This is a genomic window from Humibacter ginsengiterrae (genome assembly GCF_054780115.1).
Genome location: NZ_BAAGWY010000009.1, coordinates 18,292 through 36,020, shown reverse-complemented (window position 1 = coordinate 36,020; position 17,729 = coordinate 18,292). Strand labels below are relative to the sequence as shown.

The window sequence follows — 17,729 nt, the reverse complement described above, 5'->3', positions numbered from 1 at the left end:
CATCCCACCGGGCCGGGAGCGGCTCCGCGATCCAGGCCGCTGCACCTGAATCCTCTGGCGATGCTCGTCGTCTTCGTCGGCGGAGGGCTCGGCACGCTGGCGCGCTATCTCATCTCGCAAGCACTGACCCCGATTCCGGTGCCGCCGTTCACGGGACCCACCGCCGGATGGTTCATCGGCGGCATTCCCGTCGCCACGCTCCTCGTCAACGTCGTCGGCGCGTTCCTCCTCGGATTCTTGCTCGGCGCGATCGCCCGTCGTGGTACCGAATCGCGTCGGGGACGCACGCTTCGCCTGCTCATCGGCACCGGATTCATGGGAGGGTTCACGACGTTCAGCTCGCTCGCCGTCGAGACCGTAGGGCTGGCGGGCGGCGCCGGCACCTGGCTCGCCGCCGGGTACTCGATCGCCACTCTGGTCATCGGGCTCGCGGCGTCGCTCGGCGGGATCGCGCTCGGGGCACGGTGGACCCGGCCACGGGCATCCGGCGCGGCGCGCAACACGAAGGCGTCGCCGTGACTCCGGATGCGCTCGTCGGCACACCGTTGCTGGCCGCCCTCGTCGCGATCGGCGGGGGACTCGGCGCGGTCGCCAGGTTCGTGCTCGATGGCGTGCTGCGCACCCGGCTGCGCTGGGTCGTTCCAGCCGGAACGCTCATCATCAACGTGAGCGGGTCGCTGCTGCTCGGGATCCTCACCGGACTCTCGGCCTTCCACGCGGCACCCGATGACTGGCGCATCATCCTCGGCACCGGCTTCCTCGGCGGATACACCACGTTCTCCACGGCGAGCTTCGAGACCGCGCGGCTGCTCATGGAGCGCAAGGGGGTGGCATCCGTCGTCAACAGCCTCGGGATGCTCGTGCTCAGCGTGATCGCTGCCGCGGCCGGACTTGCGCTCGCGGCGCTGTAGGGGTCGAGCAGGTTTCGCACCGTGCTCCGTCGTCAGCCCTGCTGGGCGCTCGACCTGTCGCGGCCGTCTTTGTCGGTGCGCACGCTCCAGCGACCCTCGACGCGCGTGATGGTCAGCGGGTATTCGAGGGCTTCGCTGACGAGCGATCCGGTGAGCACGGCATCCGCGTCGCCCTGCGCGAGCACTCGTCCGTCGCGCAGCAGCATTGCGTGAGTGGTCGACGCTGGCAGCTCCTCGAGGTGGTGGGTGACGAGCACGCTCGCGAGATCCGGATGCCTGGCCCTCAGCTCGTCAACTCGGTCGAGCAGGTGCTCACGTGCGGCGATGTCGAGTCCGGTCGTCGGCTCGTCGAGGAGCAGCAGGTGCGGGTCGGGCATCAGGGCGCGGGCGATCAGTGCTCGACCGCGCTCGCCCTGGGAGAGATTGGGCCAGCGGGCATCCCGCCTCGCCGTCATGCCCATCAGCTCGACGAGCTCGTCGATGCGGATGCGCTCGGCAGGCGTGGGCTGCCACCGCATCATCAGCTCCTGGGTTCCCGTGGCACCGGTGGCGACCACCTCGCGCACGGTCAGCGGCGACCGCACCTCGTGACGCGGATTGACGTGCCCGATCAGCGATCGCAGCTCGCGCAGGTCGACCCGGCCGAGACGGCGGCCGAGCACGTCGACGCTTCCCGCCGTCGGATGCTGCACCGCGCCCAGCAGGCTGAGCAGCGTCGACTTGCCCGCGCCGTTCGCGCCGATCAGCGCCCAGTGCTGCCCACGATCCACCGCGAGCGAGATACCGGACAGGATGTCGCGCCCCTGCCGCACGAAGGACACGTCTGACGCGGTGAGGATTCGTTCGGGCACAGAACCATTCTGGCGGACAGCACCGCGGCGGTTGAGTGACGAGTCACCGCTGGGCGGCGTCACCGCTGGGCGGCGTGCTCGCCGGCGTGCCGCGGCAGGAGCGCCGCCTCCACGATCGGGAAGACCAGCAGCAGCGCGACCACCGCGAGCGCCCAGCGGTAGCCGAGCCAGGCATCCGCCGGTCCGAGCGCGGATGCCGCCGTCGTGGTGAGCCGCACGATGAGCGCGGCCACCGCGATGCCGATGCCCACCGCGACCTGCTGCATCGTCGAGGCCAGCGTGTTGGCCGAGCTCATCAGATCGCTGGGCACGTCGGCGAACTGCAGCGAGTTGTAACCGCTGAAGCCGATCGAGCGGAACACCCCGCTGAGGAACAGCAGGAACGCGATCGCCCACAACGGCGTGGCGGGATCGATGAAGACGCACGCCACATAGACGACGGCCCCGAGCAGGTTGCTGCCGACGATGACGTGCTTGAACCCGAACCGCCGGATGAGTGGAGTCGTCACCGGTTTGATCGCGATGTTGCCGACGAACACGGCTCCGACCAGCAGTCCCGCCTGAGCGGCGCTCCAGCCGAAGCCCACCTGGAACAGCAGCGTGAACAGGAACGGCGCCGCGCTGATGATCAGCCGGTACACGCCGCCGCCTACATTCCCCACGCGGAATGTACCGATCCGCAGGGCCGAGAAGTCGAGCAGCGGATGCCTGCCACGACGCATCCAGATCACTCCGGCAATGCCCGCCCCGGCTGCGATCACCAGGTAGGCCGCCGCCCACGCCCAGTTCGTCGAACTCGACCCGACCTCCTCCATGCCGAGTACGAGAGCGGCCAGCGCGACGCCGGCGAGCCCGAATCCGGCCCAGTCGAGCCGGCGCGCCTGGGGTGCTGGCGAGTTCGGAACGATCTTCAGCGCGACGACGAAGGCGACGACACCGAACGGGATGTTGATGAGGAAGATCCAGGGCCATCCGACCGTGTCGGTCAGCACTCCTCCGAGCGCGGGGGCAACCACGGGAGCGACCAGCCCCGGCCACGTGAGGTAGGCCATGGCATCCAGCAGGTCGCGCCGGTCGAGTCCGCGGAGCACCGCGAGGCGTCCGACCGGCACCATCATCGCGCCGCCCACGCCCTGCAGCACGCGCGCAGCCGTGAGCTCCGGGAGGTTGCCGGAGAGTGCGCACAGTGCGGATGCCACGGTGAAGATCGCCAGCGCCGTCGCGAAGATCCTGCGCTCCCCGAATCGGTCGGCGAGCCATCCGCTCATCGGAACGCATACCGCGACCGTGAGCAGATATGCCGTCATGGCAATATTCAGATCCACAGCGCGCACACCGAAGTCGTGCGCCATGGCGGGGGCGGCGGTCTGGATGATCGTGCCGTCGAGGTTCTCCATCGAGAGCCCGACCGCGGCGAGCAACGCAAGCGGCCGGTTCAAGGTCGCTGATCGGGGCACCGTGCAAGTCTGCCGGACGTTCACCGTCTGCGGTGCACGGGCCACGTTTGCGGTATGGCGTCTGCGCCGCTCAGACGGTCGATCGGCTCGAGCTCGCCCGCTTCGCCGCGCCCATGTAGTGGTCGACCAGCGGCACGAATATGCCGTCGACGACGTTGTCGATGAATTCGTCCGTCACGGTTGCCTGGGTCATGAGCAGTTCGTGCCTCATCAGGTCGAACGGAAGGTTCTGAACCCGCTCCGGGACGATATCGAGGTCGATCTCGCCGCGTTCCTGAGCGCGGGTCAAGACGACGCTGCTCCACAGCGTCCTCTGCCCGAGGAGCCGCTCCCGCACGGCAGCGAGCGACATGCCCGATTCGCTGAACAGGCCGGCGAGCTGCGCACTCAGCATGACCGCCATCTCGACGCGTCTCTCGCTCGCGATCCGCAGCAACGCGCGCAGGTCCTCCGCGAGCGTTCCGGTGTCGGGGACATCGATGGGATCTGCGTCGTAGTGATGCCGGATGGCCGCCAGCACGAGCGAGCCGCGGTCGGGCCAGCGACGGTAGAGCACCGGCCGGCTCGTGTGCGCGCGCTCGGCGACGGCGTCGAACGTCAATCCGTTGTAGCCCTTCTCGGTCAGCTCGTCCCAGGCGGCGTCGAGCAGCGCGTCCTCCAGCGCGGCGCCTCGGCGACGGGTGGCAGGAGCATCCGATTCAAGATCCACTTGTGTATCTTAGCGCGAACGCGTACTCTTCCTTCTTAGATACATATGTGTATCTAAATGAGGAGTAGCGGTGAGCATCAAGACCCAGACCCGGCCCGCGGTGGACGCATCCGTCAAGCGCACGACGACCGCACTGGTCGTCGGAGTTCTGGCGGTCGTGTTCGACACGACGATCATGAGCGTCGCACTGCACTCGCTCTCGAAAGACCTGCACGTTCCGGTCTCGACCATCCAGTGGGTGACCACGGGCTACGTGCTCGCCCTGGCGGCCACCGTTCCGCTCAGCGCGTGGGTGCAGCGGCTCATCGGAGGCAAGCGGGCGTGGATGTTCGCACTCACCCTTTTCCTGCTCGGCTCCGTGCTCTGCAGTGTGTCGTGGAACGCCGAGAGCCTCATCGCGTTCCGCGTCGTGCAGGGGGTCGGCGGCGGACTCATGCTTCCGCTGATGCAGACGATCGTGATGCAGGCGGCCGGCGGCAAGAACCTCGGACGCGTCGCCGCGGCCGTCGGGCTCCCGGCCATGCTGGGCCCGATCCTCGGGCCCGCAGTCGGGGGCATCATCCTGAACTGGCTGGACTGGCGGTGGATCTTCTGGGTCAACGTGCCGTTCTGCGTCGTCGGGCTGTTCCTCGCCTGGCGGATGCTCCCGCGAGACGTACGCGCTGCTAGCCGGCCAAGGCTCGACGTCATCGGCATGGTCCTCTTGCTGCCGTCTCTGGTGGCGCTGCTGCTGGGCCTCTCCAACTCGGTAGGCGGCGAGGGCTTCGGCGCGACGGATGCCTGGCTGCCGCTCGCGATCGGCGCAGTTCTGCTGGCCGCGTTCGTCGTCTACGCGCTGAGGCGAGGCGACCGCGCGCTGGTAGACATCCGCTTGCTCAGACACCGGTCGGTGTGGTCGGGATCGGCGCTGCTGTTCCTCTCCGGGCTCGCCGCGTACGGGATCATGCTGCTGCTCCCTCTCTATCTGCAGCAACTGCGCGGATTCGACGTGCTCGCCGCCGGTCTCTTCCTCGTTCCGCAGGGTCTCGGCACGCTCGCCAGTCGCTCCCTCGCAGGCCGGCTCACCGACAGGATGGGCGCCCGCTGGGTCGCGGTCATCGGCTTCGCCATCGTCGGCGCCGCGACCGTGCCGTTCGCATTCAGTACGGCGACGACGAACGAGTGGCTGCTGATGGCCGTGCTATTCGTGCGCGGTTTCGGCCTCGGCGCCATCGTGATGCCGCTCATGGTGGCGTCGTTCCAGGGGCTGGCGTCGTCCGACATCCCGCACTCGAGCATCATCACGCGCACGGCGCAGCAACTCGGCGGATCGTTCGGCACCGCGGTGCTCGCGGTCATCCTGCAGTCGGGTCTGACCGCCCACGTGGCGCAAGGCACGTCGGGCGTTGCGACCGCGTACGACCAGGCCTTCTGGTGGTCGATCGGGTTCACGGCCCTCGCCGTGGTTCTCTCGCTCGCCCTGCCCGGCCGCCCGGCGCCCGCACCCTCCGTTACGGTCACATCGGCTCAGGTCGCAGTTTCTGTCGCGAAAACCGATCCGAACCGACCGAAAGTGCGACCTGAACTCGACGAAGTGGGCGACGCCACCCGCTGACCGCGATCAGGCGGCGAGCAGGCGCTCCGTCTCGGCGAGCAGGATCGCCGTGCACAGGCCCTCGAGCGCCTCGACGAGCTCCGACAGCGGCGGCATCGTCGGTGCGATGCGGATGTTCGCATCGCGCGGGTCCTTCTTGTACGGATACGTCGACCCGGCCGGCGTCACCGCGATGCCTGCCTGCGCGGCGAGCGCGATCGCTCGCTCGGCGCATCCGTCGTGCACGTCGAGGCTCACGAAGTAGCCACCGGTCGGCGTGGTCCAGGTTCCCGCGTCGTACGGTTTCAGCCGCCGCTCGAACACCTCGGAGACCGCCTCGAACTTGGGCGCGACCAGCTCGCGGTGGCGGCGCATGTGCGCCTCCAACCCGGCGGCATCCTTCAGGAATCGCACGTGCCGAAGCTGGTTGATCTTGTCCGGCCCGATCGACTGCGCCGCCGCATGGCTCAGGTACCACGACACGTTCTCCGGCGACGAGCCGAAGAACGCGACCCCTGCGCCCGCGAACGTGACCTTCGAGGTCGAGGCGAACACGAAGACTCGGTCCGGGTTCCCCGCCGCCGCGGCGAGCGACAGGATGTCGATCGGCTCGGGCACGTCGTCGGCGAGGTGGTGCACGGCGTATGCGTTGTCCCAGAAGATGCGGAAGTCTGCAGCGGCCGGCAGCGACACGAGGGCGCGCGCGACCTCTTCGCTGTAGATCGCACCCGACGGGTTCGAGTGCACGGGCACGCACCACATGCCGCGAATCGTCGGGTCCTCCGCCAGCAGCCGCTCGACCTCGGCGAGGTCGGGTCCGTCATCCGTCATCGCGACCGGGATCATCCGGATGCCCAGATGCTCGGTGATCGTGAAGTGGCGGTCGTAACCCGGCACCGGGCACAGGAAGCTGACGGTGTCTTCGCTCGACCATGGGCGCCCGCTCTCCGGCAGACCGTGCAGCATGGCGTGCACGACGACGTCGTGCATCACGGTCAGGCTCGAGTTGCCGAGTGCGAGGAGCTGCGGCACCGGAACCCTCAGCACGTCGGAGAAGATCGCGCGGAGCTCTGGCAGCCCCTTCGGGTTGGAATAGTTGCGCAGGTCGTTGCCGGACTCGTCGCGGAAATCGTCGCCACCAGGAAGCGAGAGCAACTCGTTCGAGAGGTCGAGCTGCTCCGGCGATGGCTTTCCGCGTGTGATGTCGAGCGAGAGTCGGCGCTTCACGAGCGCGTCATACTCAGCGGCGAGCTGCGAGTGCAGGTCGCGCAGTTCGGCGGAAGGCAATTCGGCGAGCGCGGTCACCCTTGAATCGTAATCGGCGCGGTATGCCCCGGCCGTGCTGTGTCGCCGCCCGATCCGCCCGAACGAACTCAGGCGACCGCACCGTATTCGGCCGAGACGACGATCGGCAGGTGGTCGGAATCGCCGCGCGGCAGGGTCTCGACGTTGCGAACATCCAGCCCTGCCGAGGTCACGAAGTCGAAGTGACCCTTGAAGAACTTGTAGCGGGTGTACGTCTTGCGGTCGCTGAGCGACATGTCATAGCCGGATGCCTTCACGCGCTCTCCGAGCGAATGGGTGAAGAACGGGTAGTTGTAGTCGCCGACCATGAGGGTCGGGGCGCCGTGCCCGAGCCGCAGCAGCTCGGCGTGCGCGGCATGGATCTGCGTGCGGCGCAGGGAGTTCAGCGCCGTCAGCGGAGCCGCGTGGAACGACGCGACGACGACCTCGTTACCTGTGACGGCATCCTCGAGCAGGGTACCGACGAGACGCTCGTGCGCCGGGGCGAGCACCCGATCGTGCAGCGACTTCTTCAGCTCGTACGTGTCGGTCTCACGCAGGTGAAAGCGGTCCTGTCGGTAATAGACCGCGAGGCCCAGCCGGTTGCGCTTCGTGGAGTCCGCGAGCACCAGCGTGCCGACCTCGTTCGGCAACACCGTGGTGTCGGCCTCCTGCAGGCACATCACATCCACAGCGGTGGATTCCGCAAGGTCGATCAGCTCGCCCGTCGCGCGATTCTTACGGAGGTTGTAGCTGAGTACTCGTATCAGGGCGATCACTTCTTTTGTTGCTGCGGCCGGTGACGCGATGATACCCGGGCGGCGTGAGCACCGTGTGAACGGATGCCGTCATCCGGCTTTGCAGCGCCCGCCCGCGGACCACCGCTCACGCGTCGTCGACCCAGTCGAAGGTCTTCGTGACCGCCTTCTTCCAGGTGCGGTACAGCCGCTCGACCTCGTCACGATCGGAGGTCGGCTCCCACCGCGCACCCTCCTGCCAGTTCGCACGCAGCTCGTCGCGGTCCTTCCAGAAGCCGACAGCCAGGCCGGCGGCGTAGGCCGCGCCCAGAGCCGTGGTCTCCGCGACCGTCGGACGCACGACCGGGATGCCCAGAACATCCGCCTGGAACTGCATGAGCAGGTCGTTCGCGGTCATGCCGCCGTCCACCTTGAGCTCGTTCAGCCGCGTGCCGGTGTCCTGCTCCACCGCCTCGAGCACATCGCGGGTCTGGTACGCGGTCGACTCCAGAGCAGCCCTCGCCAGATGCGCCTTGTTCACGAAGCGGGTGAGTCCGACGATCGCGCCGCGGGCATCCGGTCGCCAGTATGGCGCGAAGAGCCCCGAGAACGCGGGCACGATGTAGGCGCCGCCGTTGTCGTCGACGGATGCCGCCAGCTTCTCCACCTGCTTCGCGTCGCTGATGATGCCCAGGTTGTCGCGCAACCACTGCACGAGGGATCCGGTGACGGCGATGGACCCCTCCAGCGCGTACCGCGGAGACTCGTCGCCGAGACGGTACGCCAGCGTGGTGATGAGGCCGTTCCGGCTGTGCACGATCTCTTCGCCCGTGTTCACGATGACGAAGTTGCCGGTGCCGTAGGTGTTCTTCGACTCGCCTGCCTCGAACGCCGCCTGGCCGAACGTCGCGGCCTGCTGGTCACCGAGGATCCCCGCGATCGGCGTCTCCCGCAACAGGCTGTGCGATTCCGCCTCGCCGTAGACCTCACTGGACGAGCGGATCTGCGGAAGCATCGACCGCGGAACGCCGAACGCGTCGAGGATGTCGTCGCGCCAGTCGAGCGTCTTCAGGTCCATGAAGAGAGTGCGGGAGGCGTTCGTCACATCCGTCGCGTGCACGCCGCCGTGCTTGCCGCCGGTGAGGTTCCACAGCACCCAGGTGTCGGTGGTGCCGAACAGCAGCTCGCCGCGCTCGGCCCGCTCGCGTGCGCCGTCGACGTTCTCGAGGATCCACGCGATCTTCGTGCCGGCGAAGTACGTGGCCAGGGGCAGGCCGACGGCATCCGAGAACCGGTCGGTGCCGCCGTCGGCGGCCAACCGGTCGACGATCGGTTGCGTGCGGGTGTCTTGCCAGACGATCGCGTTGTATACCGGTTTTCCCGTGTGCTTGTCCCACACGACGGCGGTCTCGCGCTGATTGGTGATGCCGACCGCGGCCAGGTCGTGCCGGGTGAGGTTCGCCTTGCCGAGGGCCACCCCGACGACCTCGCGCGTATTGCGCCAGATCTCCATCGGATCGTGCTCCACCCATCCGGCGCGCGGGAAGATCTGCTGGTGCTCGAGCTGCCCGACCGCGACCACGCTCCCGGCGTGATCGAACACGATTGCCCGGGTGCTCGTCGTTCCCTGGTCGATGGCGAGGATGTGCGTCGGCATTCTCGCAGGCTAACGCGCGCGCTCGCCCCATCGTCTTCGCCGGGCTGAGTAGCTCGGCAGCGGAATTGCGGTCCCGACGTGTCGCTGTTCGCTTCTCCAGCGACACGAGCAGACCGGAAAGTTCGCGTCTCCTTGTTCTTTACGAGGAAACCTCAACGGCGTACCGTTGGACGCACGCTTTTCCGGCCGAGCGCACGCCTCAGCCGGGCGAAGACGCCGGCGCCGTGCGGATGGCGCGCACAGCCCCGCCGGCGCCGTGCTCTGCCGGGCTCGTGTCGTCGTGACGATGTCTCGTGTCTGCGTTAGCGTCGGGTGACCTTCCGATCCCGACGAGAGTCCCGAATGCCCTCTGAGAACGTTCCGCGTGCGCGAAATGCCATCCGCGGCACGGTCGCTGCGCTGTGCCTCGCCGCAGCCGGCATCCTGCTCGCCGGCTGCGCCACGGATGCCTCGGCCTTCCCCGGCGCGGATAGCACCGCGAGCGCCACTCCCGGCGGTTCCTCCGATGGCACGACAAGCCCGGCCGCGGGAACGGCCCTCGCCGAGCTCGCGACCATTCCCGTCAAGGGCAAGGCGCCGCGCACCGGATACGACCGGGTCGGCGACTTCGGGTCTGCCTGGAAAGACGTGGACCACAACCACTGCGACACTCGCGACGATGTGCTCGCGCGCGACCTCACAGATGTCATGAAGCGCGGGACGTGCACTGTCGAGTCGGGCGTGCTGAGCGACCCGTACACCGGCAAGACGATCCACTTCGTGCGGGGCGTGCAGACCTCCGCGCTCGTGCAGATCGACCATGTCGTGCCGCTCTCGAACGCGTGGCAGACGGGCGCGCAGCGGCTCACGCAGCAACAGCGAGAGACGCTCGCGAACGATCCGCTCAACCTGCTCGCCGTCGACGGCCCGACGAATGAGGGCAAGGGCGACGGAGATGCCGCCACCTGGCTGCCACCGAACCGCGGCTTCTGGTGCGACTACGCGGCGCGGCAGGTCTCGGTGAAGGCCGCGTACCATCTGTGGGTGGCGCCCGCGGAGCACGACGCGCTCCACCGCATCCTCGGCGGATGCCCCGCGCAAGCCGCCCCGACGTCGACGCTGGCTCGCACGGTCGGGCTCGGGTGAGGCTGCAACTCGGCGGCGGTCTCGGGATGCACGTGTTCGGCATCGTCGCGTGACATGCCGTCACCCTGCGTGCCTCGTGAAACCAGGCCTCTAACTCCCACCGGCATAGGCGGCGAGCGCGGCGCCCACCGTCTCGTCCTGGAAGCGGAAGCCGTCGTTCAGCAGCGCGGCAGGGAGCATCCGCTGACTGCCCAGCATCAGCTCCTGGGCGGCATCCTGCAGTGCGAGGCGGAGCGCGAACGCGGGAGCGGGCAGCCCGTACGGGCGACGCAGTTCCCGCGCGAGAGTGCGCATGAACTCCGCCTCGGTGGCCGGAGTCGGCCCGGCGAAGTTCACGGGTCCGCTCAGGTCGGATCCGACGACGTGATCGATCGCCGCCACCTCGTCGTGCAGGCTGATCCACGGCCACCACTGCCGTCCGCTGCCGATCGGACCGGCGAGCCCGGCGAGGGCGAGCAGGCGCAGCGGCGGCATCGCGCCCGACGGCCCGACGACGAGCCCGGTGCGCACGAAGGCGACGCGCGTGACATCGGATGCCCGCCACGCCTCCGCCTCCCATGCATCCACCACGGCGGAGAGGAAGCCGTCGCCGCGCGGCGAGCTCTCCGTCAGGTCCTCATCGCCGCGGTCGCCGTAGTACCCAACCGCCGACGCACTCACGAGAACACGCGGCGGCCTCTGCGCTGCGTGGATCGCGTCGACGATGGTGCGCGTGACATCCAGTCGAGACTCGAGGATGACCTTCTTATAAGAAGGAGTCCACGGCAGCCGGCTCGTCGGCGCTCCGGCCAGACTGACAACCGCGTCCGCGCCGTTCAGCACGGCCGGATCGAGGATGCCCGCAGTCGGTTCCCACTGCACCTCGTCCTCGCCGCGTGGCGGCCTCCTCACCAGGCGCACGACCTCGTCACCGGATGCGCGCAGCCGCTCGGCGAGCGCAGACCCGATCATCCCCGAAGCACCGGCGATCACGATGCGGCGTCTGCGGCGCCGGGCAGTCGAACTCACGCACCTAAACTAGATGTTCTCCCGCTCCGCCAGCCGTGAAAGGCACATCCATGCCCGATCAGAATGCGCTCGACGCCGTCATCGCCCTTGCCCGCCACCGCGGGTTCGTCTTCCAGTCGGGCGAGATCTACGGCGGATCGCGGTCGGCGTGGGACTACGGCCCCCTCGGCGTGGAGCTGAAGGAGAACATCAAGCGGCAGTGGTGGCAGACCATGATCACGAGCCGGGACGACGTGGTCGGCCTCGACTCCAGCGTGATCCTGCCGAAGCAGGTGTGGGTGGCATCCGGTCACGTGGGCGTCTTCAACGACCCGCTCGTGGAGTGCCTGCACTGCCACAAGCGCTTCCGCGAAGACCACCTCATCGAGGCGTTCGAGGCGAAGAAGGGCCGCGCGCCCGAGAACGGTATGGGCGACATCGTCTGCCCGAACTGCGGCACCCGTGGCCAGTGGACGCCGCCGCGCGACTTCAACATGATGCTCGAGACCTACCTCGGCCCCGTGAAGGATGAGTCGGGTCTGCAGTATCTGCGCCCCGAGACCGCGCAGGGCATCTTCGTGAACTTCGCGAACATCGTGCAGTCATCCCGCATGAAGCCGCCGTTCGGCATCGGCCAGATCGGCAAGAGCTTCCGCAATGAGATCACGCCGGGCAACTTCATCTTCCGCACCCGCGAGTTCGAGCAGATGGAGCTCGAGTACTTCGTGGAGCCGGGCGACGACGAAAAGTGGTTCGACTACTGGATCGACAACGCCTGGAACTGGTACATCGACTTGGGAATCGACCCGATGAACCTGCGGCGGTACGAGCATCCGAAAGACAAGCTCTCGCACTACTCGAAGCGCACGATCGACATCGAATACCGCTTCGGCTTCACCGGCGGCGACTGGGGCGAGCTGATGGGCGTTGCCAATCGCACCGACTTCGACCTCTCCACGCACACCGAGCACTCCGGCAAAGACCTGTCGTTCTTCGACCAGGGACGTAACGAGCGCTACCTGCCGTACGTCATCGAACCCGCGTTCGGCCTGACCCGGTCCCTGATGGCGTTCCTGGTGGATGCCTACCACCAGGAGGAGGCGCCGAATGCGAAGGGTGGCACCGACATCCGTACCGTGCTCAAGCTCGACCCGCGCCTTTCGCCGGTGAAGGCGGCCGTGCTTCCGCTCTCCCGCAACGAGAATCTCTCGCCGCTTGCGCGCAAGCTCGCCTCCGACCTGCGACGCCACCGCAACGTCGAGTTCGACGACTCCGGCGCGATCGGCCGCCGCTACCGCCGTCAAGACGAGATCGGCACCCCGTACTGCGTGACGGTGGACTTCGACTCGCTCGACGACAACGCGGTCACCGTGCGCGACCGCGACACCATGGGCCAGGAGCGCATCCCGATCGAGGGACTGGATGCCTACCTCACGGAGCACCTGCGCGAGCGGTGACGCTTATCCAGCAACCCCTTACCGAATCCTGACATTCGCCGAGGGTGCGGTGAACGTGCGCGGTGTTGCCTTGTCCGCGTGACGAACGCACCAGGTGACATCCCGCCGACCGGTCCGCAGCAGGCACCGCAGGCCGGTCCTCCCGCGCCGCGCCGCCGCAACTGGCGCATTCCGCTGATCGTCGCCGTCGCCGTGGTCGGCGGGCTGGCCATCGCGGGAGCCTCCTCGGCGACGACGCTGGCGATCAGTTCGGCGTCCGCGTCGCATCCGATGACGACGCGGGATGCGGCATCCGTCAACACCGCGGGCTTTCCGACCGGCGGCAAGAACCCCGGCATCTTCACCGACCGTTGCCCGATGACGATGGAGGCCGCGAACGACCCGATCATGATGCCCGGCATGACCGGAGCATCCATGCAGCACGACTTCTTCGGCTTCACGCGGCCGACCGCCTCCACCGTCACCACCGACCTCGTCGGCAAGCCGACATCGTGCACCACCACAGCGGACTCGTCCGCGTACTGGCTACCCGTTCTCTACCAGAACGGCAAGGCGCTCAAGCCGTCCAGCGCGCTGATCTACTGGCGTGCGCCGGCCGCGACCGCGAAGCACGTGCAGGCCATGCCGCAGGGCATGACGATGATCGCCGGCAATGAGAAGGCCACGACGCCGCAGAGCGATCAGATCATCGACTGGACGTGCACGCAGGGCAAGAACGAGAAGGCATCCGCGCGATCGGATGCCCCGCACGACTGCGCAGACGGCCACTTCCTGCGACTCATCGTGACGTTCCCGAACTGCTGGGACGGCCACAGCTTGAACGGCAAGGGCCAGCAGAACGTGGTCTACGCGAGCAAGGCCGGCGCTTGCCCTTCGTCGCATCCGGTGCAGATTCCGCAGGTCGTGTTCCACGTGTACTACCCGACGCACAGCGGCAGCGGCATCACCCTTTCCATCGGGCCGAACAACCAGGGACCGGCGACCACCGGACACGCCGACTTCATGAACGGCTGGAATCAGCAACGCATGAACGCAGACACCGCCGCCTGCATCGACACGCAGACCCGCTGCGGACCCGTCACCGGACCGGATGCCACGCCGCAGGGCGGCAAGGCGGAGCCGGCGGGGAAGGCACGCACGCACCGGGACCACATGATGCGCAGGGGAACCGCGACACCCACCCCGATGCCGTCGATGTGACCCTCACCTCCGCGGGTCGACGTGCACCTTCGGACCCGGTCCACCGGCCGGATGTTTCCCGGTCAGCACCGCCTCGACGTGATCGAGGCTGACCGTGGCGGCGACCAGCGGGCGGGCGTCCACGGTGCCGGAGGCGAACCCGGCGATCGCGGCATCCAGCCCGGGAGACGCGCTCAGGATGCCGGTGGCCGTGACATCCTTCAGCAGTAGCTCGCGCGTGTCGACCGTGCTCGGTGTGGCCGCGATTCCGATGAAGACGAGGCGACCGCCCGGCTGCACGAGGTCGACCGCGCGTGCCGCCGTAGAGGCATCCATCGCCGCGTCGATCACGGCGTCGAACGGGACGTCTGGCAGAGAGTTCCACCCTAGCCATGCCGTGAATCCGAGTGATCGCGCGAAGTCGACGGATGCCTGCGACACCCCGACCAGCTGAACGTCGGCTCCCGCGGCCCGCACGAACATCGCGGCGAGCACGCCGATGGTGCCTGGGCCGACCACGAGCACGCGTTCCGCCCGACGCCCGGTTGCCAGCGAGAGAGCCGCCACCGCGGCCCGGAGCGCGTTGCCCGCCGGCTCGACCAGTGCGCCGAGCATGTCGTCGACCGCGTCGGGCAGTGCGTGCAGCGAACTCGCCGGCACCGCGATCCGCTCGGCGAGCGCGCCCGCACGACCGCGCCGAATGCCCACCTCTTCGCGGTCGGCGCACACGTGCTGTCGCCGGCTGCGGCACAACCGGCAGTGCCCGCAACCGAGCATCGTGTCACCGGTGACGCGGCGACCCAGCCACGAGGCATCCGCTCCGGCCCCGAGTTCGGTGACCACGCCCATCCACTCGTGGCCGATGCGCACCGGATATCGGGCGTTGCCGTCGTGCAGGTACGCCATGTGGCCGGTGTAGAACTCGACGTCGGTGCCGCACACGCCGGCGCGACGGATGTCGACGACGACCTCGCCCGGCCCCGCGACAGGCTCCGGCACGTCGGCCACCTCGGCCGTGCCGGGCGCCGTGATCACGAATGCGCGCACCGCTGCCTCCGTCTTCCGCGATGAGGATGTCGCCTCGAGACTATCGGCGGGGCCGAACCGCGACCGAGCGGCGCCGAGCGATCAGCGTGACCGCCGCCGCGGCCAGAACCGCAGCGGCAGCGGCGCCGACGAACAGCCAGCTGAAGCCCGAGGTCAGCGCGTCACTCTTGGAGACGCCGGATGCCATCAGCCCAGCCGTGCGGGTCGCCGCGATCGTGGAGAGAACGGCGAGCCCCAGCGCACCACCGACCTGCTGACTGGTGTTGACGAGCCCGCTGGCGAGCCCGGCATCCGATCCGGATGTTCCATCGACTGCGAGGTCGGTCGTCGCGATGAAGGATGCCCCGAGGCCCACTCCGATCGCGACCGTCGGTGCCAGCAGCGAACCGGCGAAGGACGCATCAGACCGGGCGAGCGAGAGCCAGACGAGCCCCGCCGCGAGCACCAGGAGCGCCACGACGAGCACCCGACGTGACCCCATCCTGGCGATGACGTTCGGCACAACTCCTGCGGTGATCACGAGCGCGCCTGCCAGGGGCAGCTGGGTAAGGCCGGACTCCAGCGCGCTGTAGCCGAGCACCTGCTGCATGTAGACGGAGAGCGCGAAGAACGTCGCGGTCGTCGCGGCGCCGATGAAGAACATGGCGGCGTTACCGCCGGCCACGGTGGCCAACCGGAAGATGCGCAGTTCCATGAGCGGCTGGGCGGCGCGCCGCTCGATCACGACGAATGCTATGAGCAGGGCGACAGCGATCGCGAAGAGTGCGATCACGATCGGTGCAGCAAAACCGATCTGCTCGGAGAGGCTCAGCGCTCCGACGAGAGAGACCAGCCCGCCCGTGACCGTCAACGCCCCGGCAAGATCGAGGCGCATTCCCGTGAGATTGACGTCCCGCCTGACCAGGAACGGCAGCACGGCGAGCACCAGAAGCCCTGCGGGCACATTGACGAAGAAGATCGCCTGCCACCCGAAGACTGCGGTCAGCACGCCGCCGAGCAGCACGCCGGCCGCGCTTCCGATCCCGGCTACCGCTCCCCACACACCCAGAGCCTTGGCACGATCGGATGCCACAGGGAAGAGTCGCGTCACGAGCGCGAGCGAGGCGGGCGCGAGGAGCGCTGCCGACGTGCCCTGCAATGCTCGTGCGACGAGCAGCACCATGCCGTTCGGGGCGAGCCCGGCGAGCGTCGAAGCGGCGATGAAGCCGGCCACGCCGATCAGGAACACGCGACGGTGGCCGAACCGGTCTGCGAGTCGGCCGCCGAGCAGCAGCAGTCCGCCGAACGGTAGGACATACGCCGTGATCACCCAGCTCAGCTGCGCCGTGCCGAGATGCAGGCTCGTCCCGATCGAGGGCAGGGCGATGTTGACGATGGATGCATCGAGCACGACGAGGAACTCCGCGATCGCCAGGATCGTCAGCGAGATCCACCTGCGTCGCGCACTCTCTCCCGAAGCCGCCTCTGCCCGCTCCGCCTTCGCGTGGGCTGCACTCTCCATGGTCATGATCTCTTCGTCCTTTCCTGACCCGATTCGAGACCTCTTCGTCGAGTGAGTGATTGCTCAATCACTCACTCGATCAAAGGAATGGCGCATCCTGCGCCACTGGTGAGTGACTGTACACTCACCGCCGCGGAATCGCAAGGGGTGAGTGTATGATCACTCACATGCCGTCACTGTCCACCTCAGACCAGCGACGAGAGACCGTGGTCGCCGCTGCGATCAGCGCTTTCGCCCGGAGCGGATATCTCGGAACGCCCACCACCGCGGTGGCGCAGGAAGCCAAGATCTCGACGGCCTACGTCTTCAAGCTCTTCCCGACCAAAGAGGCCCTCTTCGTCGCGGCACTCGCTCGCTGCTTCGAGCTCATCGAGCAGACACTCGAGCGTGCCGCCGCCGAGGCGGAGGACCAGACATCCGACGGGATACTCGACGCAATGGGTGAGCAATACGCTCGGCTCATCGCCGACCACGATCTGCTCATGATGCAGGTGCACGCCCAGTCGGCGAGCGATGTCGAAGTGATCCGTTCGGCACTTCAAGACGGCGTCGGCCGGCTCACGCGCTTCGCCTCGACGCGATCGGGCGCGAGCGACGACGCCATCCAGCGATTCATGGCCTACGGCCAGCTGTGTCACCTGATCGTGACGGCGGGTCTGGATGCGGTGGACTCACCGTGGGCGCGCGGGCTGGTCGAAGGCATCCGGCATCCCGCGGGCCCGACGAAGAAGAGCTGAGCAGCCGGGCGGGTGCCTTGCTACTGGGCCAGACCGACACCGAGGCCGACCGCGCTGGCCGTGCTGAGCACCGCGCGCACCAGGTTCCACGCCGCCCAGCGCACCTCGCCGAACCGCTGGCGCACGGAAGCGGCATCGAATCCCGGTACCGCGGCGGCGGCCTTGAGCGCGTTGTTCACCGGCAGGTGCACGGCGACCGTGATGATCACGGATGCCACGGTGCCGGCGAGTGCACCGGTCGCCCACCCGCCACCGGCTTCGCCCCACGAGGCGACGGCGGCGAGCGCGCACAGCACCGGCGACCCGAAGAAGATGACCAGGAGGAACCACGGGTTCACGATCGCGCGGTCGAGCGCGGCGAACGCCGTGACGAACGTGCGGTCGTCCACGCGCCGCAACGCCGGCATCACGGCGAAAGCGTAGAGCTGGAACACGCCGGCGAGGAGCCCGGTCGACACGGTCGCCGCGACGAACACGGTCGTGGTGAGGATGCCCTGCATCCGTCGACCGTAGCGGA

The 17,729-nt window shown here is 68.2% G+C and carries 17 protein-coding genes; 7 read left to right on the top strand and 10 right to left on the bottom strand.

Going from position 1 to position 17,729, the window contains the following annotated elements; all coding sequences use genetic code 11:
• Positions 1–60: 60 nt before the first annotated feature.
• Positions 61–519: a fluoride efflux transporter FluC gene (locus ACYVII_RS11895; protein ID WP_460535234.1), complete on the top strand. Its 459-nt coding sequence runs from the start codon at positions 61–63 to the stop codon at positions 517–519.
• Entirely contained in the window at positions 516–911 is a 396-nt protein-coding gene (gene crcB / locus ACYVII_RS11890; protein WP_460535232.1) for a fluoride efflux transporter CrcB, read from the top strand. Before ACYVII_RS11895 ends, crcB begins: the two co-directional genes overlap by 4 nt.
• 32 nt (positions 912–943) lie before the next feature.
• Here the strand turns inward: crcB and ACYVII_RS11885 are convergent, their stop codons facing one another.
• From ACYVII_RS11885 to ACYVII_RS11875, 3 genes are all read right to left on the bottom strand, one after another.
• Entirely contained in the window at positions 944–1,762 is an 819-nt protein-coding gene (locus ACYVII_RS11885; protein ID WP_460535229.1) for an ABC transporter ATP-binding protein, read from the bottom strand.
• Positions 1,763–1,821: 59 nt separating this feature from the next.
• Entirely contained in the window at positions 1,822–3,219 is a 1,398-nt protein-coding gene (locus ACYVII_RS11880; protein WP_460535227.1) for an MFS transporter, read from the bottom strand.
• A 70-nt stretch (positions 3,220–3,289) separates the two neighbouring features.
• Positions 3,290–3,928, bottom strand: coding sequence for a TetR/AcrR family transcriptional regulator (locus ACYVII_RS11875; RefSeq protein WP_460535225.1), 639 nt, complete (start codon positions 3,926–3,928; stop codon positions 3,290–3,292).
• 70 nt (positions 3,929–3,998) lie between these two features.
• Here ACYVII_RS11875 and ACYVII_RS11870 point away from each other — a divergent pair, with 70 nt between their 5' ends.
• A complete protein-coding gene (locus ACYVII_RS11870) occupies positions 3,999–5,522 on the top strand; it encodes an MDR family MFS transporter (RefSeq protein ID WP_460535223.1) in 1,524 nt (507 codons plus the stop codon).
• A 6-nt stretch (positions 5,523–5,528) separates the two neighbouring features.
• On the opposite strand, the gene ACYVII_RS11865 is transcribed toward ACYVII_RS11870, so the two are convergent.
• From ACYVII_RS11865 to glpK, 3 genes are all read right to left on the bottom strand, one after another.
• Positions 5,529–6,806 carry a PLP-dependent aminotransferase family protein gene (locus ACYVII_RS11865; RefSeq protein WP_460535220.1) on the bottom strand — a complete coding sequence of 426 codons (1,278 nt, stop codon included), beginning with the start codon at positions 6,804–6,806 and terminating at the stop codon, positions 5,529–5,531.
• 68 nt (positions 6,807–6,874) lie between these two features.
• Complete coding sequence (locus tag ACYVII_RS11860) at positions 6,875–7,552, bottom strand: endonuclease/exonuclease/phosphatase family protein (protein WP_460535435.1); 678 nt, start codon at positions 7,550–7,552, stop codon at positions 6,875–6,877.
• 118 nt (positions 7,553–7,670) lie between these two features.
• The gene (gene glpK, locus ACYVII_RS11855; RefSeq protein ID WP_460535218.1) at positions 7,671–9,179 is read right to left on the bottom strand and encodes an FGGY family carbohydrate kinase; all 1,509 of its coding nucleotides are present in this window, start codon (positions 9,177–9,179) and stop codon (positions 7,671–7,673) included.
• 342 nt (positions 9,180–9,521) lie between these two features.
• On the opposite strand from glpK, the gene ACYVII_RS11850 reads away from it, so the two are divergent.
• Positions 9,522–10,304 carry an HNH endonuclease family protein gene (locus ACYVII_RS11850; protein ID WP_460535215.1) on the top strand — a complete coding sequence of 261 codons (783 nt, stop codon included), beginning with the start codon at positions 9,522–9,524 and terminating at the stop codon, positions 10,302–10,304.
• Between the two features lie 90 nt (positions 10,305–10,394).
• Here the strand turns inward: ACYVII_RS11850 and ACYVII_RS11845 are convergent, their stop codons facing one another.
• On the bottom strand, positions 10,395–11,312 hold the full coding sequence (locus tag ACYVII_RS11845; protein ID WP_460535213.1) for a TIGR01777 family oxidoreductase: 918 nt from the start codon (positions 11,310–11,312) through the stop codon (positions 10,395–10,397).
• Between the two features lie 50 nt (positions 11,313–11,362).
• Between ACYVII_RS11845 and ACYVII_RS11840 the strand changes: the two genes are divergently transcribed.
• Both ACYVII_RS11840 and ACYVII_RS11835 read left to right on the top strand, forming a co-directional pair.
• Positions 11,363–12,748, top strand: a complete 1,386-nt coding sequence (locus ACYVII_RS11840) for a glycine--tRNA ligase (RefSeq protein ID WP_460535211.1) — start codon at positions 11,363–11,365, stop codon at positions 12,746–12,748.
• A gap of 78 nt (positions 12,749–12,826) precedes the next feature.
• Entirely contained in the window at positions 12,827–13,948 is a 1,122-nt protein-coding gene (locus tag ACYVII_RS11835; protein ID WP_460535209.1) for a DUF1996 domain-containing protein, read from the top strand.
• 3 nt (positions 13,949–13,951) lie between these two features.
• Here ACYVII_RS11835 and ACYVII_RS11830 read toward each other — a convergent pair whose 3' ends face one another.
• Both ACYVII_RS11830 and ACYVII_RS11825 read right to left on the bottom strand, forming a co-directional pair.
• The gene (locus ACYVII_RS11830; RefSeq protein ID WP_460535207.1) at positions 13,952–14,974 is read right to left on the bottom strand and encodes a zinc-dependent alcohol dehydrogenase; all 1,023 of its coding nucleotides are present in this window, start codon (positions 14,972–14,974) and stop codon (positions 13,952–13,954) included.
• Positions 14,975–15,014: 40 nt separating this feature from the next.
• Positions 15,015–16,481, bottom strand: a complete 1,467-nt coding sequence (locus ACYVII_RS11825) for an efflux MFS transporter permease (RefSeq protein WP_460535205.1) — start codon at positions 16,479–16,481, stop codon at positions 15,015–15,017.
• 161 nt (positions 16,482–16,642) lie between these two features.
• Between ACYVII_RS11825 and ACYVII_RS11820 the strand changes: the two genes are divergently transcribed.
• Positions 16,643–17,212, top strand: a complete 570-nt coding sequence (locus ACYVII_RS11820; RefSeq protein ID WP_460535203.1) for a TetR/AcrR family transcriptional regulator — start codon at positions 16,643–16,645, stop codon at positions 17,210–17,212.
• A 20-nt stretch (positions 17,213–17,232) separates the two neighbouring features.
• Here ACYVII_RS11820 and ACYVII_RS11815 read toward each other — a convergent pair whose 3' ends face one another.
• On the bottom strand, positions 17,233–17,712 hold the full coding sequence (locus ACYVII_RS11815; protein WP_460535201.1) for an anthrone oxygenase family protein: 480 nt from the start codon (positions 17,710–17,712) through the stop codon (positions 17,233–17,235).
• Between the last annotated feature and the right edge of the window lie 17 nt (positions 17,713–17,729).